The sequence below is a fragment of the Herbaspirillum sp. GCM10030257 genome (genome assembly GCF_042666555.1).
Classification (GTDB): domain Bacteria; phylum Pseudomonadota; class Gammaproteobacteria; order Burkholderiales; family Burkholderiaceae_D; genus Noviherbaspirillum.
Genome location: NZ_JBHTDH010000005.1, coordinates 36,039 through 62,095, shown reverse-complemented (window position 1 = coordinate 62,095; position 26,057 = coordinate 36,039). Strand labels below are relative to the sequence as shown.

Annotated in this window: 22 protein-coding genes; 14 read left to right on the top strand and 8 right to left on the bottom strand. The window is 56.7% G+C overall.

The features are described from left to right. Nucleotides 1-63 precede the first annotated feature (63 nt). The 4 genes from ACFQUU_RS09250 to ACFQUU_RS09235 all read right to left on the bottom strand — a co-directional run bounded on the left by ACFQUU_RS09250 (nucleotide 64) and on the right by ACFQUU_RS09235 (nucleotide 1,894). Entirely contained in the window at nucleotides 64-264 is a 201-nt protein-coding gene (locus ACFQUU_RS09250; RefSeq protein WP_156396315.1) for a hypothetical protein, read from the bottom strand. A 151-nt stretch (nucleotides 265-415) separates the two neighbouring features. After that, nucleotides 416-799 (bottom strand): response regulator, encoded by a 384-nt coding sequence (locus tag ACFQUU_RS09245; RefSeq protein WP_382245918.1) that lies wholly within the window; start codon nucleotides 797-799, stop codon nucleotides 416-418. A 427-nt stretch (nucleotides 800-1,226) separates the two neighbouring features. Next, nucleotides 1,227-1,427: a hypothetical protein gene (locus ACFQUU_RS09240; RefSeq protein WP_382245915.1), complete on the bottom strand. Its 201-nt coding sequence runs from the start codon at nucleotides 1,425-1,427 to the stop codon at nucleotides 1,227-1,229. A 158-nt stretch (nucleotides 1,428-1,585) separates the two neighbouring features. Beyond that, entirely contained in the window at nucleotides 1,586-1,894 is a 309-nt protein-coding gene (locus ACFQUU_RS09235; protein WP_382245912.1) for a DUF1272 domain-containing protein, read from the bottom strand. Nucleotides 1,895-2,008: 114 nt separating this feature from the next. On the opposite strand from ACFQUU_RS09235, the gene ACFQUU_RS09230 reads away from it, so the two are divergent. Further along, the gene (locus ACFQUU_RS09230) at nucleotides 2,009-3,016 is read left to right on the top strand and encodes a GlxA family transcriptional regulator (RefSeq protein WP_382245909.1); all 1,008 of its coding nucleotides are present in this window, start codon (nucleotides 2,009-2,011) and stop codon (nucleotides 3,014-3,016) included. On the opposite strand, the gene ACFQUU_RS09225 is transcribed toward ACFQUU_RS09230, so the two are convergent. Further along, the gene (locus tag ACFQUU_RS09225; protein ID WP_057288946.1) at nucleotides 3,013-3,471 is read right to left on the bottom strand and encodes an Lrp/AsnC ligand binding domain-containing protein; all 459 of its coding nucleotides are present in this window, start codon (nucleotides 3,469-3,471) and stop codon (nucleotides 3,013-3,015) included. The genes ACFQUU_RS09230 and ACFQUU_RS09225 overlap by 4 nt on opposite strands. 151 nt (nucleotides 3,472-3,622) lie before the next feature. On the opposite strand from ACFQUU_RS09225, the gene putA reads away from it, so the two are divergent. Next, a complete protein-coding gene (putA, locus tag ACFQUU_RS09220; RefSeq protein WP_382245905.1) occupies nucleotides 3,623-7,312 on the top strand; it encodes a trifunctional transcriptional regulator/proline dehydrogenase/L-glutamate gamma-semialdehyde dehydrogenase in 3,690 nt (1,229 codons plus the stop codon). Nucleotides 7,313-7,529: 217 nt separating this feature from the next. Next, nucleotides 7,530-9,566: an AsmA family protein gene (locus ACFQUU_RS09215; RefSeq protein ID WP_382245902.1), complete on the top strand. Its 2,037-nt coding sequence runs from the start codon at nucleotides 7,530-7,532 to the stop codon at nucleotides 9,564-9,566. 43 nt (nucleotides 9,567-9,609) lie between these two features. On the opposite strand, the gene ACFQUU_RS09210 is transcribed toward ACFQUU_RS09215, so the two are convergent. Next, nucleotides 9,610-10,371 carry a 5'-methylthioadenosine/adenosylhomocysteine nucleosidase gene (locus ACFQUU_RS09210; protein ID WP_382245899.1) on the bottom strand — a complete coding sequence of 254 codons (762 nt, stop codon included), beginning with the start codon at nucleotides 10,369-10,371 and terminating at the stop codon, nucleotides 9,610-9,612. 341 nt (nucleotides 10,372-10,712) lie between these two features. Beyond that, entirely contained in the window at nucleotides 10,713-11,588 is an 876-nt protein-coding gene (locus ACFQUU_RS09205) for a LysR family transcriptional regulator (RefSeq protein ID WP_382245896.1), read from the bottom strand. 107 nt (nucleotides 11,589-11,695) lie between these two features. Here ACFQUU_RS09205 and ACFQUU_RS09200 point away from each other — a divergent pair, with 107 nt between their 5' ends. From ACFQUU_RS09200 to ACFQUU_RS09170, 7 genes are all read left to right on the top strand, one after another. After that, on the top strand, nucleotides 11,696-13,204 hold the full coding sequence (locus tag ACFQUU_RS09200) for a CoA-acylating methylmalonate-semialdehyde dehydrogenase (RefSeq protein ID WP_382245893.1): 1,509 nt from the start codon (nucleotides 11,696-11,698) through the stop codon (nucleotides 13,202-13,204). 426 nt (nucleotides 13,205-13,630) lie between these two features. Beyond that, complete coding sequence (locus ACFQUU_RS09195) at nucleotides 13,631-15,307, top strand: GMC family oxidoreductase (protein WP_382245891.1); 1,677 nt, start codon at nucleotides 13,631-13,633, stop codon at nucleotides 15,305-15,307. 302 nt (nucleotides 15,308-15,609) lie between these two features. After that, nucleotides 15,610-16,380 carry an ABC transporter ATP-binding protein gene (locus ACFQUU_RS09190; RefSeq protein ID WP_382245888.1) on the top strand — a complete coding sequence of 257 codons (771 nt, stop codon included), beginning with the start codon at nucleotides 15,610-15,612 and terminating at the stop codon, nucleotides 16,378-16,380. Continuing rightward, nucleotides 16,381-17,091 (top strand): ABC transporter ATP-binding protein, encoded by a 711-nt coding sequence (locus ACFQUU_RS09185; protein ID WP_382245885.1) that lies wholly within the window; start codon nucleotides 16,381-16,383, stop codon nucleotides 17,089-17,091. A gap of 46 nt (nucleotides 17,092-17,137) precedes the next feature. Further along, a complete protein-coding gene (locus ACFQUU_RS09180; protein WP_382245883.1) occupies nucleotides 17,138-18,346 on the top strand; it encodes an ABC transporter substrate-binding protein in 1,209 nt (402 codons plus the stop codon). A gap of 247 nt (nucleotides 18,347-18,593) precedes the next feature. Continuing rightward, on the top strand, nucleotides 18,594-19,478 hold the full coding sequence (locus ACFQUU_RS09175; RefSeq protein ID WP_382245880.1) for a branched-chain amino acid ABC transporter permease: 885 nt from the start codon (nucleotides 18,594-18,596) through the stop codon (nucleotides 19,476-19,478). A gap of 136 nt (nucleotides 19,479-19,614) precedes the next feature. Further along, nucleotides 19,615-20,601, top strand: a complete 987-nt coding sequence (locus tag ACFQUU_RS09170) for a branched-chain amino acid ABC transporter permease (protein ID WP_382245877.1) — start codon at nucleotides 19,615-19,617, stop codon at nucleotides 20,599-20,601. Nucleotides 20,602-20,658: 57 nt separating this feature from the next. On the opposite strand, the gene ACFQUU_RS09165 is transcribed toward ACFQUU_RS09170, so the two are convergent. After that, nucleotides 20,659-21,834, bottom strand: coding sequence for an iron-containing alcohol dehydrogenase (locus ACFQUU_RS09165; RefSeq protein WP_382245874.1), 1,176 nt, complete (start codon nucleotides 21,832-21,834; stop codon nucleotides 20,659-20,661). Nucleotides 21,835-22,013: 179 nt separating this feature from the next. On the opposite strand from ACFQUU_RS09165, the gene ACFQUU_RS09160 reads away from it, so the two are divergent. From ACFQUU_RS09160 to leuE, 4 genes are all read left to right on the top strand, one after another. Beyond that, the gene (locus ACFQUU_RS09160; protein ID WP_382245871.1) at nucleotides 22,014-22,703 is read left to right on the top strand and encodes a hypothetical protein; all 690 of its coding nucleotides are present in this window, start codon (nucleotides 22,014-22,016) and stop codon (nucleotides 22,701-22,703) included. A 130-nt stretch (nucleotides 22,704-22,833) separates the two neighbouring features. Then, nucleotides 22,834-24,759: a tRNA uridine-5-carboxymethylaminomethyl(34) synthesis enzyme MnmG gene (gene mnmG / locus ACFQUU_RS09155; RefSeq protein ID WP_382245867.1), complete on the top strand. Its 1,926-nt coding sequence runs from the start codon at nucleotides 22,834-22,836 to the stop codon at nucleotides 24,757-24,759. Between the two features lie 12 nt (nucleotides 24,760-24,771). Further along, the gene (gene rsmG / locus ACFQUU_RS09150; protein ID WP_382245864.1) at nucleotides 24,772-25,425 is read left to right on the top strand and encodes a 16S rRNA (guanine(527)-N(7))-methyltransferase RsmG; all 654 of its coding nucleotides are present in this window, start codon (nucleotides 24,772-24,774) and stop codon (nucleotides 25,423-25,425) included. After that, nucleotides 25,422-26,054, top strand: coding sequence for a leucine efflux protein LeuE (leuE, locus tag ACFQUU_RS09145; RefSeq protein ID WP_382245861.1), 633 nt, complete (start codon nucleotides 25,422-25,424; stop codon nucleotides 26,052-26,054). The genes rsmG and leuE overlap by 4 nt, the downstream gene beginning before the upstream one ends. The last annotated feature ends 3 nt before the right edge of the window (nucleotides 26,055-26,057 follow it).

The window sequence follows — 26,057 nt, the reverse complement described above, 5'->3', positions numbered from 1 at the left end:
CAAAGCCTTGCGAACCTTTGAGATTGGATACGGCTTTGCTTTTCTGTTTTCTCTTTCCTGTTTCTATTGCCTGTAGAGCGGCAAACGCTTGCCATCGCGATGCACTGTGTAGTCATTGCGCATCCTGACAATGCTGATTTTTCCTTCGCCCGGAACATCGATATCGATTTTGCCATGCTGTCCGAGTTCATTTGCCAGACGCAGATGTCCGTGCAAAAGACGATAACCGTCGCCTTCCCTGACAATGACGATATCGTGACTCATGATTACCTCCAGATCCAGAAAGAGCAGCGATACGCTGATTACTTCACGCACCGTGATGCTACGGATGATTTATGACGACCAGATGAAGATTGCGTGACGATTTGGTGATGCGCTGTGTACATGGCCGCAACGAGGCGGCCATGCATGCCGCTTATTGTTCTGCGCCGGAAAGCTGATGGGCGGAGTGCCGGATCGCGCGCGCGAGTTCCTGAAGATGGTAGGGTTTGTTGAGCAGCTGGAAGCTGAATTCCAGTCTGTCGGTCACCAGGTAACCAAAGCCCGAGGAAAAGATGATCCGAATGCCATGAACCATGGCCACTGCCCTGGAGGCGAGGTCGATACCGGAGATGCCGGGAAGATTGATGTCGGAAAGGAGGACGTTGAAGCTGCCAGTTTCGAGTTGGACCAGTGCTTCTTCCGCGCTAGCCACACCGACGGCATGATATCCCAGGCCGGCAAGCATATCGCACAGGATGCTTAACAGGGCCTTGTCATCCTCGACTACCAGGATCCGCAACAGCGCAGCCGTCATCATGCACTTTCCGGAATCGCGCGCCGGCCCTGTTTGCGGGAGGCACCGATAACGGAATGTGACATTCTGGAAGGAGTGCGAAGTTCGAAAAACTGCATCTGGTAACCGCCTGTTTTGCTGAATGGGATTCTTGAATTGGTATGCAGAAATTGCTGCAGAACCAAGTCGTGTATTTTCGCAAATCAGTGGCCAATGACAATCCGGAATATCCGCAATCTGAGGCGGCGTTGACCTTTGTCAAACGCTGTAAGCCTGCAAAAACAGGGATTGATCTTGAAAAGCCGAATCTGCTGGAACATGGGTACAACAGTCGTCCTCCGCATGCAGTGCGTTGTCGGCTTTGCAATTTCATCCTTGACGTTATGTCGGGCAGAATAGCTGGGCGACACCCCGCCCCAAGCCATCATCGGTGGCGACAGATACACGGATCTCAGGTTTTGCCGTGACCTGGTGGTCCCTGCTTGGGTGCCGGCATCTGCTCGGGTCCGGAAGACGCCGACATTTCGGGTGAGTTAAGCTGGTCACGCAGGTAATTGATGGGTACCAGAGCAAGCACAATGACCAGCACCCAGAACAGCACCATGGCGAACGATTCCAGCCAGTGCCAGGGTAATTCATGAATCCACATCATCGCATCAGCTCCCGCATCGTGATGCCCTTCGACTCCCTTCCGTATAACGCCTCTTGTGTCGGGCTTTGTTTCTGTTTTACAGAATTGCGACGCTCATGCTGTTGACTGAACTCAAAGCTTGTCATGCTTGCAAGGCGGGCAAGCACCCAGACGCCGTTTTAACGCTTCTCCGGCGCAATAGCGCTCAGTCTTTCCAGTAACAGGCGATGGGCCGCCAAGTCGACAGGCCGGTATTTCACCATGGTGGATGCCGGGTACTTTCCGAGAAAGTTGTCGTTCTTCCAGTTCTGCAGGGGACGCACGGGGCGAACGGTAAACCCGCCGCCACAATTAGGGCAAATATTCTGCAATACCGTGGTCGCGCAATGAGTGCAGAAGGTGCATTCAAAGCTGCAGATCATGGCCTGTGTCGATTCTGGCGGCAGGGCCGTATTACAGTGTTCGCAGGTGGGCCTGAGTTCTAGCATGGGAGCGTGTCCTTTTACGGAGAAATTAAAACAATCAGCAAATTCTAATGCCGTACAGGTTTGGCAGAAATGACAGAAGCAGGTTAAATTCTGCCAATATTCAGGCTTATATCCATGACCGCTCCCATCACGATTGCCATCCTTGTCTACGACGGTGTGCAGATTCTCGACGTCAGTGGTCCCGCAGCAGTGTTCGCCGCGGCGAACGACGCTTGCCCCCAGCCTGTGTATCAAGTCCATATCCTTTCCGCTACCGGCGGCGCCGTGCGGAGCAGTAGCGCCATGGATATTCTCAGCGAAGCGATGACGCAGGTGCCGCCTGCGACGGTCGATCTGCTATTGATTGCGGGCGGCGATGAAGCCGCCTTGCTGAAGCTTGCACATGACTCTGATGTGAGCCGCTGGCTGGCGCAGGCCTGCGCGAGTGCGGCACGCTTCGGTTCGATCTGCACAGGCGCATTGCTGCTGGCTGCGCTCGGCCTGGTGAAAGGAAAGCGGGTAACCACACACTGGTCCGCATGCCGATTTCTGGCTGACAGCTTCCCGGAGGTGGAAGTCGACGGTGCGGCCTTGTACGTCGAAGATGGCAAGGTATGGACATCGGCCGGTGTGACCACGGGTATCGACATGTGTCTGGCAATCGTCGAAAGAGACCTGGGAACGGCCGCGGCCAACCGGATTGCGGAGCGACTGGTGCTGTATGCGCGCCGGCCGGGTTATCAATCGCAGTTCAGTCCGCTGCTGCATGCCCAGCAGCGGGCGGATGCCCCGTTTTCAGCACTCATCGACTGGATGGCCGCGCATCTCGGCGAACCGCTGAACGTGCCGCAACTGGCATCGCGCATGGCGATGTCGGAACGCAGTTTCTATCGGCGCTTTACGGAAAGTATCGGGGAGACGCCAGCCCGTTTTGCCGAGACGCTCAGGCTGGATCGCGCACGCGATCTGCTGATGTCAAAGGCAAGCCTGAAGGAAGTGGCGGGGCAAGTGGGATTCGGCAGTGCGGCGCGCCTGTCGAAAGCCTTCGAGCGGCGTTTTGGCGTTACACCGCAGTTGTTTCGCGAGACACAGCGAATGCAGCGCGTGGCGGCTTCGGCGCCGTCCGGGTCGTTGACCGATTAACGAATCGGCAGTTTGGTGGTGTTTTTTACTTCTTCCATCACCGCGTAGGTGTGGGTCTCACGCACACCTTTCAGCTGCAGCAGCGATTTGCCGAGGAATTCCCGGTAAGCGTTCATGTCTTTGACCCGCGCCTTGACCAGGTAATCAAAACCCCCGGCCACCATATGACATTCCTGCACTTCCGGGATTACCTGCACGCTACGCTTGAAAGCTTCAAACACTTCCGGCGTGGTGCGGTCCAGCACCACTTCAATGAACACCAGCAGCGACACATCTAGCAATTGGGGATTGAGCTGGGCAGTGTAGTTGACGATGTAGCCGGCTTCCTGCAGCTTGCGCACCCGTTCGAGGCAGGCAGCGGGAGACAGGTTGACACGGGAAGCCAGTTCCACGTTGCTGATGCGTCCGTCGTTCTGCAGTTCGGAGAGGATTTTTTTGCTGATCTTATCAAGCATGGCAGGTTGTACTGAATAAATTTTGTTCGGCAGGATTGTCCCACAAAATACAAAATTTCGATAGTCAATCAGATTTCCAGAATTAATCCTTAATGAACCTCCCTACAATCGAATCATTGTTTTCTCTCATATTTTAATTCGATTCCAAACCATGCTGACAGCCATCGACCCTGTAGTGAACACCGCCGTCCAGCCGTTTTCGGCCTTCCATGCGGATATCAACCACGCACCGGCACCATTGCGGGCAGCCATCACCGCCGCCTACCGACGCGATGAGGCTGAAGCGGTGCAATGGCTGCTGGGCCAGACCAAGGCCGGCACAGCCACCAAAGCGCAAACGCAAAAGCTGGCGCGCGGGCTGGTTGAAGCGGTCCGCGAAAAGCGGACCCGGGCGTCGGGAGTCGATGCATTGATGCATGAGTTTTCGCTGTCGTCCGAAGAGGGCGTGGCGCTGATGTGCTTGGCCGAAGCGCTGTTGCGCATCCCTGATCACCAGACCGCGGACCGCCTGATTGCGGACAAGATCAGCAAGGGTGACTGGCGCCGCCATCTGGGTGAATCGCCGTCGCTGTTCGTCAACGCCGCGACCTGGGGATTGCTGATTACCGGCAAGCTGGTCGGCACCAGCAGCGAGCAGGGCCTCGGCTCGGCGCTGACCAAGCTGATCGCCAAGGGCGGCGAACCGCTGATCCGCAAAGGCGTGGACTTGGCGATGCGCATGCTGGGCAATCAGTTTGTGACTGGCCAGACGATTGATGAAGCCTTGGACAACAGCCGCGACAACGAAAAGCGCGGGTATCGCTACTCATATGACATGCTGGGCGAAGCAGCGCTGACCGAAGAGGATGCGGCGAAATACTATGCTGCCTACGAACAGGCAATCCATGCAATCGGCCGTGCGTCGAATGGGCGCGGCATCAAGGATGGCCCTGGCATTTCGGTCAAGCTGTCGGCATTGCATCCGCGCTATTCACGCGCACAGCGCGTGCGCACCATGAATGAGCTGCTGCCGCGCCTGAAGCAACTGATCTTGCTGGCCAAGCAATACAACATCGGTCTCAACATCGACGCGGAAGAAGCGGACCGACTGGAACTGTCGCTGGACCTGATGGAAGCGCTCGCGCATGACGCCGACCTTGCCGGCTTCGACGGCATCGGCTTCGTGGTGCAGGCTTACCAGAAGCGCTGTCCGTATGTGATCGATTACCTTGCCGATCTGGCGCGTCGCAGCGGCCGCAAGTTCATGGTACGCCTTGTCAAAGGCGCCTACTGGGATGCGGAAATCAAGCGGGCGCAGGTCGACGGCATGCCTGGTTATCCGGTTTATACCCGTAAGGTCTATACCGATGTGTCTTATCTGATCTGCGCGCAAAAGCTGCTGGCGGCGACCGATGTGATCTATCCGCAGTTCGCCACACACAATGCGCACACGCTGTCGTCAATCTATACCTGGGCGCAGGAACGCGGTGTGATCGATTACGAGTTCCAGTGCCTGCATGGGATGGGTGAAACCCTGTACGACCAGGTGGTGGGTACCGACAAGCTCGGCAAGCCATGCCGCATTTACGCCCCGGTCGGTTCGCATGAAACGCTGCTGGCCTATCTGGTGCGCCGCTTGCTGGAAAACGGCGCAAACTCTTCCTTCGTCAATCAAATCGTCGATGAAAACGTCGAGATCGATTCGCTGATCGCCGATCCCTTCGAGGTAGCTACGAGTCTGAAGGGCGAAATGCATCCGAATATTGCCCTCCCGCTGAACATGTTTGGTGCAGAGCGCAAGAACTCGGCCGGCCTCGACCTCAGTAATGAAATTGTCCTGCGTGAAATCGACACAGCCTTTGCAGGCTTTGCCAAGCGCCAGTGGACAGCGGCACCTTTGCTGGCAGATAACTGCCAGGCAACGGGTGCACCGCAAGACATCCGCAATCCGGCCAACCATCGTGATGTGGTCGGGCAGGTGAACGAAGCGACCGCCGAGGAAGTCGAGCAGGCGCTTGTGGCAGCCGCTGCCTATGCGACCGACTGGCAGACATTGCCGCCGACGGCGCGTGCGCAAGCCCTGTTCAAGGCTGCCGATTTGCTTGAACAACACAAGCTTGAGTTGATGGCGCTCGCGATTCGTGAAGCCGGCAAGTCGCTGCCGAATGCGATTGCCGAAGTCCGCGAAGCAGTTGACTTCCTGCGCTATTACGCAGCCGAGATTGCGCAATCGCCCAACACCGCAGCGCTTGGTCCGGTGGTTTGCATCAGCCCCTGGAATTTCCCGCTGGCGATCTTCATTGGGGAAGTCAGTGCCGCACTGGCCGCTGGTAATGTGGTCCTCGCCAAACCCGCCGAACAGACCCCTCTGATCGCCTGCCGTGCCGTGCAACTGATGCATGAAGCCGGCGTGCCGCGCGGCGCACTGCAATTCCTGCCAGGGCGTGGTGACATCGTCGGTGCGAAATTGACTGCTGATGAACGTGTACGCGGCGTGATCTTTACCGGGTCGACTGAAGTGGCCCAGTTGATCAATCGTGTGCTCGCCAAACGTGCCGCGCAGGAAGGATGCGATATTCCACTGATCGCTGAAACCGGTGGACAGAATGCGATGATCGTCGACTCGAGCGCCTTGCCGGAACAGGTAGTCACCGATGTGATCAGTTCGGCGTTCGACAGTGCCGGACAGCGTTGCTCCGCGTTGCGCGTGCTGTGCCTGCAAAACGATATTGCCGACAAGACCATCACCATGCTGAAAGGAGCGATGCAGGAACTACGTATCGGCAATCCGGACCGCCTTGCCACCGATATCGGTCCGGTGATTGATGAAGAAGCGCAGCAAAACCTGTTGCGTCATATCGAACGCATGCGCGCGCAGGGCAACAAGGTGCATCAGTTGCGTCTGCCAGTTGCCTGCGAAACAGGTACCTTCGTGCCGCCGACAGTGATCGAGATTGCATCACTGGCCGAACTGCAGCGTGAGGTCTTCGGTCCGGTGCTGCATGTGCTGCGCTATCGTCGCGATGAACTGCCGAAGTTGCTGGACTCGATCAATGCAACCGGATATGGCCTGACGCTTGGCGTACATTCGCGCATCGATGAAACGATCGATTTCATCACCGCGCGCGCGCATGTCGGCAATATCTATGTGAACCGCAACATCGTCGGCGCGGTGGTCGGGGTGCAACCCTTCGGCGGTGAAGGCAAATCCGGAACCGGTCCCAAGGCGGGCGGCCCACTTTACCTGAAACGCCTGCAGCGCAATGCAACATTCAAGCGCACGCCACACACGATTCACCAGAAGGATGTCGCGGCAAATCGTCCGGCATTCAACAGCCTGATGACGTGGGCCGGTACGCACGGGCATGAACGCATCGCGGCGCTGGCAGATGCTTATGCGCATGAAACCCTGCTGGATACCGAAGTGGTGCTGCCTGGTCCGACTGGCGAACGCAATACGCTCAGCTTTGCGCCGCGTGGTGCCGTCTTGTGTTGCGCGAGCAGCGTCGACAGCTTGCTTAATCAGCTGGCTGCAGTATTTTCGACAGGTAATTCAGCGTTGGTGCTGAGCGACACTGCGCGCTTGTTGCCTCCCGGATTGCCGGCGCAGGTACGCAATACGATCAGGGTGCTGGATCAGAAAGAACTTACACAAGCTTCGTTGCAGGTAGCTGTCGTCGATAGGCCAGCATTGCCTGCATTGCTGCCAGTGCTGGCCGCACGCGACGGTGCACTGGTCCCAGTGGTCGACAGCAGCGAAAGCGAGCCAGTGCCCTTGTGGCGTCTTGTCGCTGAGCGTGCTCTCTGCGTCAATACGACGGCCGCAGGCGGCAACGCCAGCCTGATGACTTTGGCGGCATAAGCGACATAAGCGCCCTGCGTTAGAGAGCCTTAGATCTCGCCAACGCGCGACTGAAATGGCGTCATCCTCACAAGGATGACGCCATTTTGCTTTCCGGCTGGTTTTCAGTCGCGACGCTGTACGATGTGCACTGATATGCATCAGTAACGCGGCATCCAATTTGCCCGAGCATTGTTACATACATGAACTCTTGCCTTTCTGGTAAGTCCTACAGGGTATGTCAAGGGCGACACATATCGCGATCGGCTGCTTCATCGGCGTGCTTGCCGTACTGGCGATTGCCGTTGCATTGCTATTGTCGTACGACTGGAATCGCGCCAAGCCCTGGATCACAACGCAGGTCAGCGATGTCACCGGACGCACGTTTGCCGTCAATGGCGACTTGTCGCTGACCTGGCAAGCAACACAGGGCGATAGCGGCTGGCGCGCATGGGTACCCTGGCCACGCTTGACCGCCGACGACGTAACACTCGGCAATGCGGCATGGGCAAAAGAACCCTGGATGGCGCATGCCGACAAGATCACCCTGTCCATCAGTCCGCTGGGACTGCTGCGCCAGCATGTCATCGTTCCCGTACTGGCACTGCATAACGTCGACGTGCTGCTCGAACGCGGCCACGAGCCGGAGCAAAACAACTGGACCTTCACGCCGCGCAAACGCTCCGGCTGGAAATTCAATCTGGAGCGCGTCAGCTTCGCGAAAGGCTCGGTCCGTTTCGTCGATGCCCTGCGCCATACCGACATGAAAGCCGAGATCGACACTTTGGGCAGCCGTAGCAAAGAAGGTTATTTGCTGGGCTGGCGCATGGCTGGCAGCTTCCGTGGCGAAGAAGCCAGTGGCGACGGCCGCTCGGGCAGTGTGTTGTCGTTCAAGTCGCAAGATCTGCAGTATCCGCTGGAGCTCAGCCTGCGTCTCGGTCAGACACGCATCGATGCGAAGGGTACGCTGACCGGGCCGATGGAGACGCGCGAAGTCGACTTGCTGCTGAAGATTTCGGGTATCAGCATGGCGCATCTGTACCCGTTGTTCGACATGGTGCTGCCGGAGACCCGGCCATTCTCGACGCAAGGCCGGCTACGCGGCTCGCCGGGTATCCCGGGTGGCGGCTGGTCATATGAAGACTTCAAGGGCAAGGTCGGCATTTCTGACATGGCAGGCAACCTGCGCTTCACGCCGGGCGATCCGCGTCCACGGCTGGAAGGTACGCTCACTTCCGAAGTGCTCAATGTCAGTGATCTGTCGCCACTGATCGGCGCCGACTCCATGGCAAGCAAAAGAGCACGCGGTATCCGTGTGGTCCAGCCGGAAAACAGGATCCTTCCGGTCGAACCATTCAAGACCGAACGCTGGAACAGCATCGATACCGATGTCCAGTTCACCGTTGGCAAGATGGTGCGCAAAAATGAACTCCCAATCGACAATATTGTCACCAGGATACGGCTGGGCGGTGGCGTGTTGTCCCTGGCCCCGGTCAGGTTTGGCATCGCAGGTGGCACCATGGTGGCCAATCTGCGCCTCGATGCCCGGCAAAAGCCGGTGAAAGGGGAATTAAAGATGACGGCCCGGCACCTGAAATTACAGGACTTGTTTCAGGTTCCTGACACGCAGGCAAGCACCGGTGAAATCAACGGTGACGTGGTCCTGCATGGAAGCGGAAATTCGATCGCGGGCTTGTTTGCATCGTCCGGCGGCGAGGTAAGGCTGGTCGCGAGCGAAGGAACCGTCAGCAAACTGGTCCTGGACCGGATCGGTCTGAATGTCGGCGACATCGTGATCAGCCGGCTGTTCGGTGATGAGCAGGTCAAATTGCACTGCGCAGTGGCTGACCTGAGCATTGAAAAAGGCGTGATGCGGCCGAAAGCCTTCGTTGTCGATACGGAAACGGCGAATATTTACGTGAGCGGCAGTATTGATCTTGCAAAGGAACAGTTGGCGCTGACGCTGCAGCCGGAAAGCAAGGGACTGCGACTGATCTCTCTCGGTGCACCTCTCTATGTAACCGGACCGCTGATCAAACCCAAGGTCGAGGCTGACAAAGGCGTGCTGGCGCTACGCGCGGGAAGCGCACTGGCACTCGGCGTACTCGCACCGTTCGCCGCCGCGCTGATTCCTCTGATTCATGTCGGTCCGGGAGAAAACAGCGGTTGCAGTGCGCTGATGGCAAAAGCCTCGGAACAGCCTGATGCAAAAGCTACCAAGACGAAGACCACGAAGACCGCAAAGCGGCGAATACCGGAAACCAGCGGCAGATGAATCAGCCGGAGATGTCTATTTCACACTTTCCGCACTTTCTGCTCTAGTCACATATGCGGCGCACGATGGCGAATGCATATCGCGAGGCGACGCGTTCGATGAATTGCATGAAGTCGTACGGCGCACCTTCATTGGCGCCATCGGAAATAGTACGTATGACCGCAAACGGCACGCCGAACTCGAAGCAGACTTGTGCAACCGCGCCGCCTTCCATTTCCACAGCCAGCAAATCCGGAAACTGCCTACGCAATACCTCACGCCTGTCCCCGTTGTGGATAAATTCGTCGCCGCTGCCGATCAACCCACGATGCACGCGCGGCCGCTCCAGGCGAAATTGCATACGGTCCTGCTCACTGAGTACCTTGGCAAGGTCTTGCTCGACAAAGCTTTGTGCCGCGCTAAGCAATTGTTCAGTCAACGGCAAATCGCTGGCGAAGTGAGACTGGCCCAATAAGGGGATTTCAAAACGCGGAAAGAGCGGTGAGGCATTCATGTCGTGCTGTACCAGAGCGTCAGCTACCACGATATCGCCAACCTGTACCGATTCATCCATCGCGCCTGCCACGCCGGTAAAGACGATATGGGTAACACCGAAGTGTTCGATCAGCGTGGCGGCAGTTGCCGCAGCCGCGACCTTGCCAATGCGTGACAGTACGCAGACCGTGTCGGTATTTCCCAGGCGCCCGCTGGTGTAATCCCGCATGCCGCGTGTCAGGATTGACTTGTTCTGCATGAGATCGATCAGTCCGGTCTGTTCCTGATGCAGCGCGCTGATGATTCCGAGTCGCGGAAATCCAACCGTCATCAATGTTTCCTTTTAAATGATTCAAAACCAGCATTGTGCCGGGGTTTGGATTTCAGGCGGCAGTATGCCGGTCGCAGCCGATAAAAAAGGAAGGTTTGGTTTACCTTGTAGTTGATATATATAAATAGTAGTAGTTGTTAACACTGACACGTTTCTGTGGATAACCGGGTAAACCGTTTACGGATCAAGTGTTTGGGATACGGATAAGGACGCGAATAAAGCTTGTATCTGTGACGAACAGATCGGGGATAAAAAAATCGGCTGTGTTCTTTTTGCCGGTTGTCCCGTTTACGTCCAGCGGCTGTCCATAGACTTATCCACAGGCGAAAGACGCCCACACCTCAATGCGGCCAAAGCGCCTGCAATAAAGCGAAGGTGGCTGCAATCGTGGGTTCCTGTTTTCGTTTTGCCAAGGCAATGAAGGACAGTTCCGTCGACAGGCTGACGCGGTCGGCGATCACCAGGCCATGCGCATGCGCTTCACGCAGTGCGATTGATTCCCGGATCAGTGAGAGGCCGACACCGGACTTCACCAGGTCGAGCATGGACATTTCCTGATCGACCAGTGCCACCTTGTTAGGCACCACCTTGTACTCGGCGAAAGTCTTGGTCAGGAGGCGGAAATGGGCGGATTCCGGCGGCGTCCAGATCCAGGGAAGTTGCGCCAGTGCTTCCCAGCCTTTTCCGGCGACGCGGTTTTTCCAACCCTTGGGCGCGACGACGTTGTAGGTGAAGGTGGTCAGGGTTTGCGAATGGAATTCCTTGCCGGGCGTGCCGAGGTAATAACCAACATCGAGCGCGCCGGAACGGACTTGCTGCAGCACCCAGCCGGACATGCCTTGCTGCAACTGGGTCGATAGTTGCGGGTAGGTTTCCACCAGGCGTTTCAGGAAAGCGCCGAGCCGGATGAATTCCGGGTCGAGGATAGTGCCGATTGCCAGCGTGCCTGACAGTGTCGAATGCAGTGCCGCAGCGCCCTGACGAAATTCGGCGACGCTTTCCATCACCCTTTCGGCGAAGGGCAGCAGTTTGGCGCCGTCATCGGTCAGCGACATGCCACTCGGCGTACGATGAAACAGCTGGAGATTGAGGCTGGCCTGCAAGGATTTGATTTGCAGGCTGACTGCCGGCTGGGTCAGGTGCAGGCGCTCGGCCGCGCGTGTCAGGTTGCCTTCGCGGGCGACGGTGACAAAGGCACGTAGCTGGGTGAGGTCCATAGCAACATCATAAATAGTTCTTATATCAAGTTGATAATAACTGATTGGCCTTCGTTGTTGTTGCGGGGTATTCTGTCGAAAATCGTCAACTTGCCAAAGGAATTCTTATGACGCAGCTTATCCAGCACTATATCGGTGGTCGCACCGTTGAATCGACCAGCGGCCGGAAACAAGATGTCTTCAATCCGGCCACCGGCGAGGTCAGCGCACAGGTCGTGCTGGCCAGCCAGGAAGAAGTCCATGCCGCCGTCTCGGCCGCCCAGGCGGCAGCGCCGGCTTGGGCCGACACCGCGCCGCTCAAGCGTGCCCGCATCCTGTCCAAGTTCAAGGAGTTGATCGAAGAGCATCATGACGATCTCGCCGCTGCGATTACGCGCGAGCATGGCAAGGTGTTTTCGGATGCAAAGGGCGAAGTCACGCGCGGGCTGGAAGTGGTCGAGTTTGCCTGCGGCATCCCGCAACTGCTGAAGACCCAGTTCACCGACAACATCGGCGGTGGCATCGACAACTGGCAATTGCGCCAGCCGCTTGGTGTGACTGCCGGCATCACGCCATTCAATTTTCCTTTCATGGTGCCGATGTGGATGGCGCCGATGGCGATTGCTACCGGTAACACCTTCATCCTCAAGCCTTCCGAGCGCGATCCGTCGCCATCCTTGATGGTGGCTGACTTGTTGAAGCGTGCCGGCTTGCCGGATGGCGTATTCAATGTGGTCCAGGGCGACAAGGTGGCGGTCGATGCGCTGCTGCATCATCCTTCGGTGAATGCGGTGTCCTTCGTCGGTTCGACACCGATTGCCGAATACATCTATACCGAGGGCGCGAAGCGCAAAGGTCCGTACCCGTTGCGTGTGCAAGCGCTGGGTGGTGCGAAAAATCATCTGGTCGTGATGCCGGACGCCAATCTGGATCAGGCAGTCGATGCGCTGATGGGTGCAGCTTACGGCTCGGCTGGCGAGCGCTGCATGGCGATCTCGGTGGCAGTGGCGGTCGGCAGTGTCGCCGACAAGCTGATCGAAGCACTGATCCCCCGCGTCAAGGCGCTGAAGGTCATGAACGGCATGGAAGCCGCAGCCGAAATGGGACCGGTGGTCACCGCCCAGCATAAGGCAAAGATCGAAGGCTACATCGCCGATGGCGTGCAGGCTGGCGCCAAGCTGCTGGTCGATGGCCGTGGCTTGAAAGTGGCAGGACATGAAAACGGCTTTTTCCTCGGCGGTTCGCTGTTCGACCATGTCACCCCCGACATGACGATTTACAAGGAAGAAATCTTTGGTCCGGTGCTGTGTGTGGTGCGCGTGCCTGATTTTGCATCGGCCGTGCAGTTGATCAACGCCCATGAATTCGGCAATGGTGTTGCGCTCTTCACATCGGACGGCAATACCGCGCGCGAATTCTCGCGCCGCATCGAAGTCGGCATGGTCGGCATCAACGTCCCGATTCCGGTGCCGATGGCATGGCATTCCTTTGGCGGCTGGAAGCGCTCGCTGTTCGGCGATACCCACGCATATGGCGAAGAAGGCATTCGTTTCTATACCCGTTACAAATCGGTGATGCAGCGCTGGCCCGATTCGATCGGCAAGGGCGCGGAGTTCACGATGCCAGTGGCGAAATAAGTTAATGATGCAGGTGTGGGGGAAGGGCACACCGACCATTCCCTCTGTGCCTGCCGTGCGGAACGGTCTTCCTGTGGTTTTTGGTTCTGTGGATAAGTCTATGGACAGCCGCTGGATGTAAACGGGACAACTGCGAAAAAAGACAAAGCCATTTTTTTATCCCGAATCCATCCTTCGCCAATACACCGTTTGTCCAACTAGCTATGCATTCGCCAAGCGATTGATTGTGCAGGGTTAACCAGACTTATCCACAGACTATGGCGGGCGTTAACCATTACTACTATTCGTATATATCAACTACTAGATTAAAAACCGCAAAGCTTCATCGGCCTTGGCAAATGCGGTAACCCCCTAGAAGCAAAAGTCCAATGTTCAAGACCCCTTCGGGGTAACATCAGGATCACAACGCGGTACAGGAGCCTCACCATGGAATCGGCTGGAAAATACGACTACATCATCATCGGCGCAGGTACTGCCGGCTGCGTGCTCGCCAACCGGCTGGCGCAAGACGAAGGCGTCTCGGTGCTGCTGCTGGAAGCAGGGCGCAAGGATGACTATATGTGGATTCATATCCCTGTCGGTTACCTGTATTGCATTGACAATCCGCGCACCGATTGGCTATTCCGCACGGAAGCCGATGCCGGATTGAACGGACGAGCCTTGATCTATCCGCGGGGCAAGGTGATGGGTGGCTCGTCGTCGATCAACGGCATGATTTATATGCGCGGACAGGGTCGCGATTACGACCTGTGGGCCGACCTGACCGGCGATGACAACTGGCGCTGGGACAAGGTGCTGCCCGTGTTCAAGAAAACCGAGGATTACCACCTGGGCGCCAATGAATTCCATGGATCCGGTGGCGAATGGCGGGTCGAGCGCCAACGCCTGTCATGGGAAATCCTGGATGCCTTCCGCGATGCGGCGGAGCAGGTCGGCATTCCCAAGGTGGATGATTTCAACCGCGGCAACAATGAAGGTTGCGGTTACTTTGAAGTGAATCAGAAAAAAGGCCTGCGCTGGAGCACCGCGCGTGCTTTCCTGAAAGCGCCTAATGGCCGCAAGGGCCAGCTCGACATCATGACGGGATGCCATGTGAGGCGTCTGCGCATTCAGGATGGTCCGCAAGGCAAAACCTGCAGCGGTGTTGAATTTACCGGCGGCGGCACCGAGTGGTTTGCCGAAGCGGCCAGGGAAACGATTTCGACCGCCGGCGCCGTCGGTTCACCGCAAATCCTGCAGTTGTCTGGCATTGGTCCGGGCGCGTTGTTGCAGCGACATGGTGTCCCGGTCGTGGTTGACCTGCCGGGTGTCGGCGAAAACCTGCAGGATCATCTGCAGCTGCGCATGGCATTCCGCATCAAAGGTGCAAAAACCCTTAATACCATTGCCAACAACTGGTTCGGCAAGATGCGCATCGGCATGGAATACGCGGTGTCGCGTAGTGGACCGATGTCGATGGCACCTTCCCAGCTTGGCGCCTTTACGCGCTCCGACGCATCTCAACCGACCCCGAATCTCCAGTATCACGTTCAGCCTCTGTCGCTGGAACGCTTTGGTGAGCCTTTGCATCCTTTCCCGGCATTTACCGCCAGCGTATGCAACTTGCGCCCGACCGCACGCGGCCATATCCGGATCGCTTCCGGCGACGCATTTGCCGCGCCGAAGATTACGCCGAATTACCTGAGCACACCGGAAGACCGCAGTGTCGCCGCGAAAGCATTGGCCTTGACGCGTACCATCGTTGCTGCCCCGGCCCTACGGAAATACACACCGGAAGAATTCAAACCGGGTGTGCATTACCGTACCGAGGAAGAACTTGCCAAGGCGGCCGGCGAGATTGGCACAACCATTTTCCATCCGGTAGGCACTTGCAAGATGGGGCGCATTGATGATCCGCTTGCCGTTGTCGACAGCCATATGCGCGTGCGCGGCGTCCAAGGTTTGCGTGTTGTCGATGCTTCCGTGATGCCGACGATCACATCGGGCAATACCAACTCGCCGACGATCATGATCGCGGAAAAGGCTGCTGAATGGATCAAGGCAGCCCGTCGCAATGCGGAAGCGCCAGCTGTTCAGGCAGCGGCCGATATCGTAATCGCATGAGATTGCGGCCACCGCGGTGGCCGCAATACCGTAAAAATACGTAGAAAAAGAGAGAATTAGGAGAGCTTTACGCGAGATTGCACTGCGAAAGGCATCAATAACCTTAGCTTACTGGCATCTCCATTTTCTTCATGCTAACATTCGCCGGAGTTGCCTGAAGTCAAGTGCTGAATAACATTGATACAGGCCAAACAATCGGTAGAAGATTTATCTACTGTATTGCCACCCCCCCAGTCGTACTGTGTACTGTGCATCAACGTTATGCACAACTTTCTGCTCATAACAGTCAACAGGGAGAACCCATGGCGGATGTGGTTTTGGAGACGAAGCAGTTGACCAAGGAGTTCAAAGGCTTCACCGCGGTCAACAATGTCAGCCTGCAGGTGCAGCGCGGACATATTCATGCATTGATCGGCCCGAACGGTGCCGGCAAGACAACCTGCTTCAACCTGCTTACCAAATTTCTGGTCCCGACTTCGGGACAGATTCTTTTCAACGGTCGCGACATTACGATGGCCAAACCGGCGCAGATCGCGCGCCAGGGCATTATTCGGTCATTCCAGATTTCTGCTGTTTTTCCGCACCTGACGGTGCTGGAAAACGTGCGTATCGGTCTGCAGCGTCCGCTCGGCAATTCCTTCGCCTTCTGGCAAAGCGAGAAAAGGCTGAATGCGCTTAACGACAAGGCGATGGCCTTGCTCCACGAAGTGGATCTGGAAAATTTTGCCGACACGATGACGGTCGATCTTCCATACGGCCGCAAGCGCGCGCTTGAAATCGCTACTACGCTGGCGATGGAACCGGAGCTGATGCTGCTCGACGAACCGACGCAGGGCATGGGACACGAAGACGTGCATCGCGTCACCGCACTGATCAAGAAGGTATCGGCGGGCCGTACCATTCTCATGGTTGAACACAACATGAGCGTGATTTCCGGCATCAGCGATCGCATCTCGGTCTTGCAGCGCGGCGCGGTACTGGCCGAAGGCAACTATCAGGAAGTATCGAACAATCCTCAGGTCATGGAAGCGTATATGGGCACGACATCCGGTGCGCTGGAAGGAGCGCATTGAATGGCGACACCCGCATTGCAAATCACCAATCTGCACGCCTGGTATGGCGAGTCGCATATTCTGCATGACGTTAATCTATCAGTGAGCCAGGGCGAAGTGGTCACGCTGCTCGGCCGTAACGGCGCCGGTCGCACCACCACCATGCGTGCAATCATGGGACTCACCGGGGCGCGCAAGGGATCGATCAAGATCAACGGTACCGAAGCGATCGGCTTCCCGACTCATAAGGTAGCCCATCTCGGCGTTGGTTACTGCCCCGAAGAGCGCGGCATTTTTTCATCGCTGTCGGCCGAGGAAAACCTGTTGCTGCCGCCCTTGGTCTCGAAGACCGACAAGGGCATGTCGATAGAAGAAATCTACGACATGTTTCCGAACCTGAAGGAGCGGCGTAACAGCCAGGGCACCCGCCTGTCCGGCGGTGAACAGCAGATGCTGGCGGTCGCGCGCATTCTGCGCACCGGCGCGAAACTGTTGTTGCTCGATGAGATTTCGGAAGGTCTGGCGCCGGTCATCGTGCAAGCCCTGGCGCGCATGATCACCATGCTCAAGGCGAAGGGTTACACCATCGTGATGGTCGAGCAGAACTTCCGTTTTGCCGCGCCGCTGGCCGATCGGTTCTATGTGATGGAACATGGCCAAATCGTCGAGACGTTTGCTTCATCCGAACTGAATAACAAGATGCCCGTGCTGAATTCTCTGCTCGGGGTATAAGGAAGCATGCCACTGGGTGGCATTGTTTATAACAAAGGAGATCCAAATGAAGTTGAAAGCAATTGCAGTTGCCGTAGCATCGACGCTGGCGCTCGCCATGGCCGGATCCGCATCCGCGCAAATTTCCGGCGATACGGTGAAGATTGGTTTCATCACCGATATCTCGGGCCTGTATTCGGACATCGATGGACAGGGCGGCGTCGAAGCGATCAAGATGGCCATCGCCGACTTCGGTGGCTCGGTCAACGGCAAGAAAATCGAACTGGTCTTCGCCGACCACCAGAACAAGGCCGACGTCGCGGCCAGCAAGGCGCGTGAATGGTTCGACCGCGATGGCGTCGACATGCTGCTCGGCGGTACCAATTCCGGTACCAACCTGTCGATGGCGAAGGTCGCGGCGGAAAAGAAGAAGTCCTTCATTTCCATCGGTGCAGGTACCGCGCGTCTGACCAACGAAGAATGCACACCGTACACCATCCATTATTCGTACGATACGGTTGCTCTGGCCAAGGGTACCGGCTCCGCGGTCGTCAAACAGGGCGGCAAGAGCTGGTTTTTCCTGACTGCCGATTATGCGTTCGGCGCATCGCTGGAAAGTGATACCAGCAATGTCGTCAAGGCATCCGGTGGCACGGTGGTCGGCTCGGTACGCCATCCGCTGTCAGCGTCCGACTTCTCGTCGTTCCTGCTGCAGGCTCAGTCTTCCAAGGCACAGATCCTGGGTCTCGCCAATGCGGGCGGTGACACGATCAATACTATCAAGGCAGCCAACGAGTTCGGCATCACCAAGTCGATGAAGCTGGCCGGCCTGCTGATGTTCATCAACGACGTGCACTCGCTGACCCCGAAACTGACACAGGGCATGTACCTGACTGACGCCTGGTACTGGGACCAGAACGACGAGACCCGCAAATGGGCGCGTCGCTACTTCGAAAAAATGAAGAAGATGCCTTCCAGCCTGCAAGCCGCCGACTACTCGGCTACGTTGACTTACCTGAATGCGGTCAAGGCGACAGGTACCGATGATTCGGACAAGGTCATCGAGCACATGAAAAAAACAAAAATCAACGACATGTTCGCCAAGAACGGCATGATCCGTCCGGATGGCCGCATGGTGCATGACATGTTCCTGATGCAGGTAAAGGCCCCGAACGAATCCAAGTATCCATGGGATTACTATAAGGTGGTGCAGACCATCCCGGGCGACCAGGCATTCACTACCAAGGCCGAATCAAAGTGCGCTTTGTGGAAGTAAGCAGGTAGGAATCAGCCCGGACCGGATTTAAAGGTCCGGGTTTTGTTTGTGTAGTTACTGTTTCACTTTACGCCCGGGGCAGAGGTACGGCGCTCCGGGCGGATTACGCAACCTCTCTTGCCGGAAGGTCGCGTTGTAACAGCAGCCCTGCTGTTTCGCTCATCGTTCATGACTCTCTGTCAGGATCAGGACGGCGGGTGAGGGCATATGACTGGCATCATCGGCATCATCTACTCTCTAATCGTTTATGGATATATTCGGCATCCCCCTGCAGGCCATGCTGAGCCAGCTGCTGCTCGGCCTGGTGAACGGCTCGTTCTACGCAATGCTGTCGCTCGGCCTTGCGGTGATCTTCGGCCTGCTTAACGTGATCAATTTTGCGCACGGCGCGCTTTACATGATGGGCGCCTTCCTGGCGTGGATGGGCCTCAATTACTTTGAGGTCAATTACTGGATCATGCTGATCGTCGCACCACTGATCGTTGCCGTGTTCGGCATCATTATCGAAAAGACGATGCTGCGTTGGCTGTACAAACTCGATCACCTGTATGGTTTGCTGCTGACCTTCGGGATCACCTTGATGCTGGAAGGGGTGTTCCGCTCCATCTATGGCGTATCGGGACAGCCGTATTCAGTGCCTGAGGCGCTTTCGGGTGCGTTCAACCTCGGATTCATGATCCTGCCAAAATACCGCGCCTGGGTCGTTCTGGCGTCTTTGGTGGTGTGTTTCGCCACATGGTTCGTCATCGAGAAGACCAAACTCGGTGCCTACCTGCGTGCCGGTACCGAAAACCCCAAGCTGGTCGAGGCTTTCGGCATCAATGTGCCGCTGATGGTCACGCTGACCTACGGCTTCGGCGTGGCGCTGGCCGCGCTGGCCGGCGTGCTCGCGGCGCCGGTGATCCAGGTATCGCCGCTGATGGGGTCCAACCTGATCATCGTTGTGTTCGCCGTGGTGGTGATCGGTGGTATGGGTTCCATCATGGGGTCGATCCTTACCGGCCTCGGCCTCGGTGTCATTGAGGGCCTGACACGTGTGTTTTATCCGGAGCTGTCGGCGACCGTCGTGTTCATCATCATGGCCATCGTGCTGATGATTCGTCCGGCCGGCTTGTTCGGGAAAGAGAAATAAACCCGCTGCGCCCGGTCGCAGGTTTCGCTGTCATTCCGAACGCAGCGAAGCCGCCGGCCGATGAGAGGTATTGCAGGTCGTTTGAATATTGTTTGAATAGCTTGTTCGGAATCACAGGTTTGAAAAGGTTGGAACCATGAACAAGAAAGTCGGATATGCAATCGCCATCGCGGTTGCGCTGGCGGCGCCATATTTTCTTTATCCGGTATTCCTGATGAAAGTGTTGTGCTTTGCGTTGTTTGCATGCGCCTTCAATTTGTTGATCGGTTTTACCGGACTGCTGTCGTTCGGGCATGCAGCGTTTTTTGGGGGCGCGGGCTATATCACCGGTCATGTGCTGAAGGTCATGGGATTGCCATTTGAATTGGGCATCGCTGCCGGCGTCATTGTGGCGGCGCTGATTGGCTTGATCATGGGCGGGCTGGCAATCCGTCGACAGGGCATTTACTTCACCATGATTACATTGGCATTGGCGCAGATGCTGTATTTCGTCTTTTTGCAGGCACCGTTTACTGGCGGTGAAGATGGCCTGCAGGGCGTGCCACGTGGAAAGTTACTTGGTGTCATTGACCTTGAAAGCGACATAACACTGTACTTTGTCGTGCTGGCCATCTGCATCGCAGCTTATGCGCTGATCGTGCGAACTGTGCATTCTCCATTCGGCCAGGTGCTGAAAGCGATCAAGGAAAACGAACCGCGTGCCATCTCGCTCGGCTATGACGTTGACCGTTACAAGCTGCTCGCCTTCGTGTTGTCGGCTTCGCTGTCGGGACTGGCGGGCGCTACTAAAACCGTAGTGCTTGGTTTCGAGACACTGACCGATGTGCATTGGTCGATGTCCGGCCTGGTGGTATTGATGACGTTGGTCGGCGGCTTGGGCACACTGACCGGCCCGATCGTCGGTGCCATCCTGATTATTGCTCTGGAGAATAAACTGGGTGACTTGGGTAACTGGCTTGCTGCCATGACCAGCATTGAATGGTTCCGCTCGATCGGTGAATCGGTCACCATCGTTACCGGTTTCATCTTCATCGTTTGCGTGCTTGCCTTCCGCCGCGGCATCGTTGGAGAGATCAGCGCTCTCTTCAAGCGAGCCCCTGCAGCATCGTCTTCCGCACACTGATTGTCTTGCGCCGGCAGCGTCCTGCTGCCGGCTTCTTCCCTTTGGTTTTTTAGCGTATTACAGCGCCGCGGCGTATATCGCGCGGGCATCGTTGCGTGTCACCTCACGCGGGTTGTTGGTCAGCAGCCGTGTCTGCAACATTGCGTCGTCAGTCAGGCGATCGAGATCCGATTCGGCAATGCCAACCTGGCGCAATTGGGTTTCAATGCCGGTTCGTCGCGCAATCTGGTCCATCTGGTCGATCAATGCCTGGGTGCGTGCTTCGTCGCTGCCCGTTGCGCCCGGCGCAATGATGTCGGCCAGCTCCGCATACAATGGGGCAGCATTCGCTGCATTGAAGCGCAATACGTGCGGCAAGACCAGGGAATTGGACAGCCCATGTGGCACGTGAAATATGCCGCCGATCGGATAGGCGAGGGCATGAACTGCTGCACACGGCGCATTGGCGAAGGATTGGCCAGCGAGCATCGCACCTAACAGCATGGCCTGGCGAACTTCCAGGTTTTTGCCATCTTCGCAGGCAGCGATGATGTTGGTGGATAACAGCTTCAATGCTTCCCGTGCAAGCATGTCCGATAGCGGATTCTTTTTGATCTTGGTGGTATAGGCTTCAATCGCATGCACCATCGCGTCAATGCCAGTGGCCGCGGTAACTTTTGGCGGCAGGCCGACGGTCAGTTCCGCATCAAGGATAGCGACATCCGCATAGAGCTGCGGGGAAACAACGCCCGTCTTGGTGGTGGCGCCGGTGGTGACGATGGAAATTGGTGTGACCTCGGAACCTGTGCCGGCAGTGGTCGGGACTTGGATGAGGGGAAGCCGCGGGCCTTTGACATTGCCAATTCCATATATGGCTTTCAGTTCCTGATCGCTGCCGGCGAGGACGGCAATCAGCTTGGCAACGTCCATTGAACTGCCACCGCCCAAGCCAATCACCAGATCGGTTTCATTCTTGCGCGCTTCCTCGACTGCACTCACTATCACGGCTTCAGGCGGATCGGCGACCACGTCCGAATAAATACTCACGTGTATGCCGGCCTCACGCATGGAAGCAATTGGTGCATCGACTAATCCAGTCTTCAGAAATCCACCATCAGTCACAATCAACGCACGGCGAACAGCAGGAAAGTGTTGCGCTGCAATGCTTCCCAGGCGCTTTACGGCACCTGGTTCTGAGACAATGTGTGCAACAGTACTAAAGCTAAATGCACCGGTTGGGGAGGGGGCAGTCATGGAATCTCCTTGGATAGTTTCTTTAATGTAATAGGTTGTTGCAGATATGGTAGAGCGCTGGTGACTTTGAGAGGATAGCTTGCATGATAGCCTAACTAGGCGCCAATGCAGAAAGCAGCCAACGCCACATGTAATGTTTCACGTGAAACATAAGGGGAGCGAAGAAGGTGGATACCAGTTTGATATTCCAACGAACACATACCGGGCGTGAAGAGATACATGAAAAACGTCATGGCCTGACACAGAGCGAGCGCTTGGTCCTGATTATGGTCGATGGCGTTACACCGTATAGTGATGTCCGGAAAAAACTTCCAGTGTTGCGGGATGAACGCTTTGCACGGGCCTTCAATACACTGATTAAGAAGGAGTTGATCGTTGAAGTATTTATGCCAGTACCCGACCAATCACCGGAGGCTGTGGAACGCTCAATTATCGACCGATTCCTTCAGCAAGACCCTCTGGATCCAGTCACTATCATTATCCATGACGTAGAAGAAGAGCTTGGCGAGACAAGGCCGCGCAATTCCGCTATCGGTGCGGAGGCGCGCCTTGCCTCGGCCGCACCCGTAACCGAGGTGCAAACGATGATGTCCGACGCGGCAGGCGAGTCGATTACTACTCCGGTGACCCAAGCAGCCATGGACGAGCATCATATTGCGCTCGCCGACTCGCTCACCAGCGAGTTGCGGGAGCGACGTGTACAAGGCAGGCACCAAGCAGCCAAGCCATCGCGGGAATACACTCGGCCGGTCACGAGTTCGCGGCGCAAAGTGGAAGCACTACAACGCTCAACCAACTGGCCATATTGGAGTATTGGTATTGGCCTTGCCTTCATCGCCGGCTTTGTTGCCGCCAAGCTCCCATTCTGATTGTTTCACGTGAAACAAACTGACGTAGAAAGCATACAGGGCTCAACGGTCAACCATAAAAACCCCGTATAATCTCGCCTCCGGCAGCACTTCGCCGGCTCCCTTCATCACCGTCTCACCGAGGCGAACTATGCTTTTTCCTACAGAATTTGACGTTATTGTCGTCGGCGGCGGTCATGCCGGCACCGAAGCTGCATTAGCTGCTGCACGCATGGGGCAAAAGACCTTGCTGCTAACCCACAATATTGAAACTCTCGGCCAGATGTCTTGCAACCCGTCAATCGGCGGGATCGGCAAGGGGCATCTCGTTAAGGAAGTCGATGCCATGGGCGGTGTAATGGCAATTGCCACTGACGAAGCCGGCATCCAATTTCGGATTCTCAACTCTTCCAAGGGCCCTGCAGTTCGCGCTACGCGTGCTCAGGCGGACAGAATTCTCTATAAAAAAGCCATTCGCCATCGGTTGGAAAACCAGCAAAACCTTTGGTTATTCCAGCAAGCCGTTGATGATCTGATGGTGGAGGGTGAGCGCGTCGTCGGTGCCGTAACCCAAATTGGGATCCGGTTCCGCGGTCGCGCAGTGGTACTTACCGCTGGAACCTTCCTCGATGGCAAGATCCACGTTGGCTTGAATAACTATTCGGCAGGTCGCGCTGGCGATCCCCCGGCAATTTCTCTGTCAGCTCGCCTGAAAGAGCTCAAGCTGCCACAAGGACGACTGAAGACCGGTACACCGCCGCGCATTGATGGCCGGAGTATTGATTTTTCCGTGATGGAAGAGCAGCCCGGCGACCTCGATCCAGTGCCGGTGTTTTCCGTGATGGGTGATGCATCTATGCATCCGCAGCAATTGCCCTGCTGGATTACCCATACCAACGAGCGTACCCACGACATCATCCGTAATGGCTTGGACCGCAGCCCCATGTACACCGGTGTGATTGAAGGAGTAGGGCCACGCTATTGTCCATCGATCGAAGACAAGATTCACCGCTTCGCAGACAAGAACGCGCATCAGATTTTTCTGGAACCAGAAGGGCTGACCACAAACGAGTTTTACCCCAACGGCATTTCCACCAGCTTGCCCTTCGACGTACAGCTGGAATTGGTGCACTCGATGCGGGGCCTGGAAAACGCGCATATCCTGCGCCCCGGTTATGCGATCGAATACGATTACTTCGATCCGCGTGGTTTGAAGGCTTCGCTGGAAACCAAAGCGATTCAAGGCCTGTTCTTTGCCGGTCAGATCAATGGCACCACCGGATATGAAGAAGCGGCAGCGCAAGGCATGCTCGCCGGCTTGAATGCCGCGCTGCAAACCCAAGGACGCGAAGCCTGGACGCCACGCCGTGATGAAGCCTATCTCGGCGTTCTGGTCGACGACCTGATCACCAAGGGTGTTCAGGAACCATATCGGATGTTCACCAGCCGGGCGGAATACCGGCTTAGCCTGCGGGAAGATAATGCCGACATGCGCCTGACCGAGATCGGTCGCACGCTCGGCTGCGTCAGTGACGCGCAATGGGAAATCTTCGAACGCAAGCGCGAGGCGGTTGCACGTGAAATGGAGCGCTTGAAATCGACTTGGGTTAATCCACGCATCGTTCCAGTTACGGAAGCTGAACGCGTGTTAGGTAAAGCCATTGAGAGAGAGTATGCGCTCACTGATCTGCTGCGCCGCCCCAATGTTGACTACGATACCCTGATGAGCCTGAAAGACGCAGACGGCAAGGACCTCGCCGGGCCGGGCGTCACGGATGAAGCCGTCAAGGAACAGGTCCAGATCCAGATCAAGTACGCCGGCTACATTGACCGTCAGGCAAAGGAGGTTGAGCGCCACGACCACTACGAAAACCTGAAGCTGCCAGCGGAACTTGACTATATGGAAGTGCGCGGACTGTCTGTGGAAGTACGTCAAAAGCTGAATACACACCGTCCTGAAACCCTAGGCCAGGCTTCCCGCATTTCCGGCGTGACACCGGCAGCCATTTCCCTGCTGCTAGTGCATCTGAAAAAGGGCGGGTTCAGGGATTTCGCCACGGTCCAGGCCGTCGCCTGAGAAAGCCGGCCGATGACCGACTTTTCCCGCGACCAGCTCACCCGCGTACTTGCCGATGGCATTGGCGCTTTGCAGCTCGGACTCAGTGATGCACAGACTGGTCAATTGATGGACTACCTGAGCCTGTTAGCAAAATGGAACGCTGTCTACAACCTGACTGCAGTACGCGATCCGGCGCAAATGGTGATCCAGCATCTGCTGGATTCACTCGCTGCCGTACCGGCATTCAGCCAGGCGAACAATGTGCTCGATGTCGGTGCCGGCGGTGGACTTCCCGGCATCGTGCTGGCGATTGCGCGTCCCGACATGCAAATGTCGATGATCGATACCGTACATAAGAAAACCGCATTCCTGACTCAGGCAAAAGCTGAACTCGGGCTGCGTAATGTGACGATCTACACTGCGCGTGTCGAACAGCTGAAAGTCGCGACACCATTCGATGTAATTACTTCGCGCGCCTTCGCCGAACTCAAGGATTTCGTCACCTGGTCCGGACACTTGCTCGCACCGGGCGGCCAGTTCATAGCCCTCAAGGGTGTGCTGCCGCAGGAAGAAATCGCGCGTCTGCCGGCCGGCTGGAAAGTCACGGCCACCCAAGCGCTGCAGGTACCCGGCATGGAGGCAGAGCGCCACCTCATCTTCATCAAGAGAGCAGGGGAAACATGAACGCTGTCTTTCACGCAATCGGCATCACCGATGTCTGGCAACTCATTGCCGCCACCATGGTGTTCCTGATACTGCCGGGACCCGGCACGTTTTGCGTTCTCACCAGCACCGGCAGACATGGCCTACGTGGCGGGTATGCGTCACTGATCGGGCTGATGCTCGGCGACGCGGTCCTGATGCTGTTGGCCGCACTCGGTGTCGCAGCCCTGTTGCAGGCCAATCCGGTTCTCTTCAAAGGCCTGCAATACCTGGGCGCGGTTTATCTCGCATGGCTAGGCTTCAAGCTGATGACGGCAAAGGCGGGGAAGGATGCCGCAGTTATCCCATTTTCCAACGCGGCCGATTTCCGCCGTGGCTTCCTGGTCACCATCATCAACCCGAAGGCCATCGTGTTCTACATGGCATTCTTCCCGTTGTTTATCGATCCGGCGACACAGCAGGGCGCAACAACTTTCCTCGCGATGGGTGCAGTGATTTCCTGTTGCACGCTGTTTTATGGCAGTCTGCTGGTCATCGCCGGCAATGCCGCGGCGAAGCGACTGGCACGCAATCGCCGTATTGCGGCATTCGCATCACGCGCGGCCGGCATCTTTCTGATTGGCTTCGGCATCAAACTAACAACCAACTAAGAA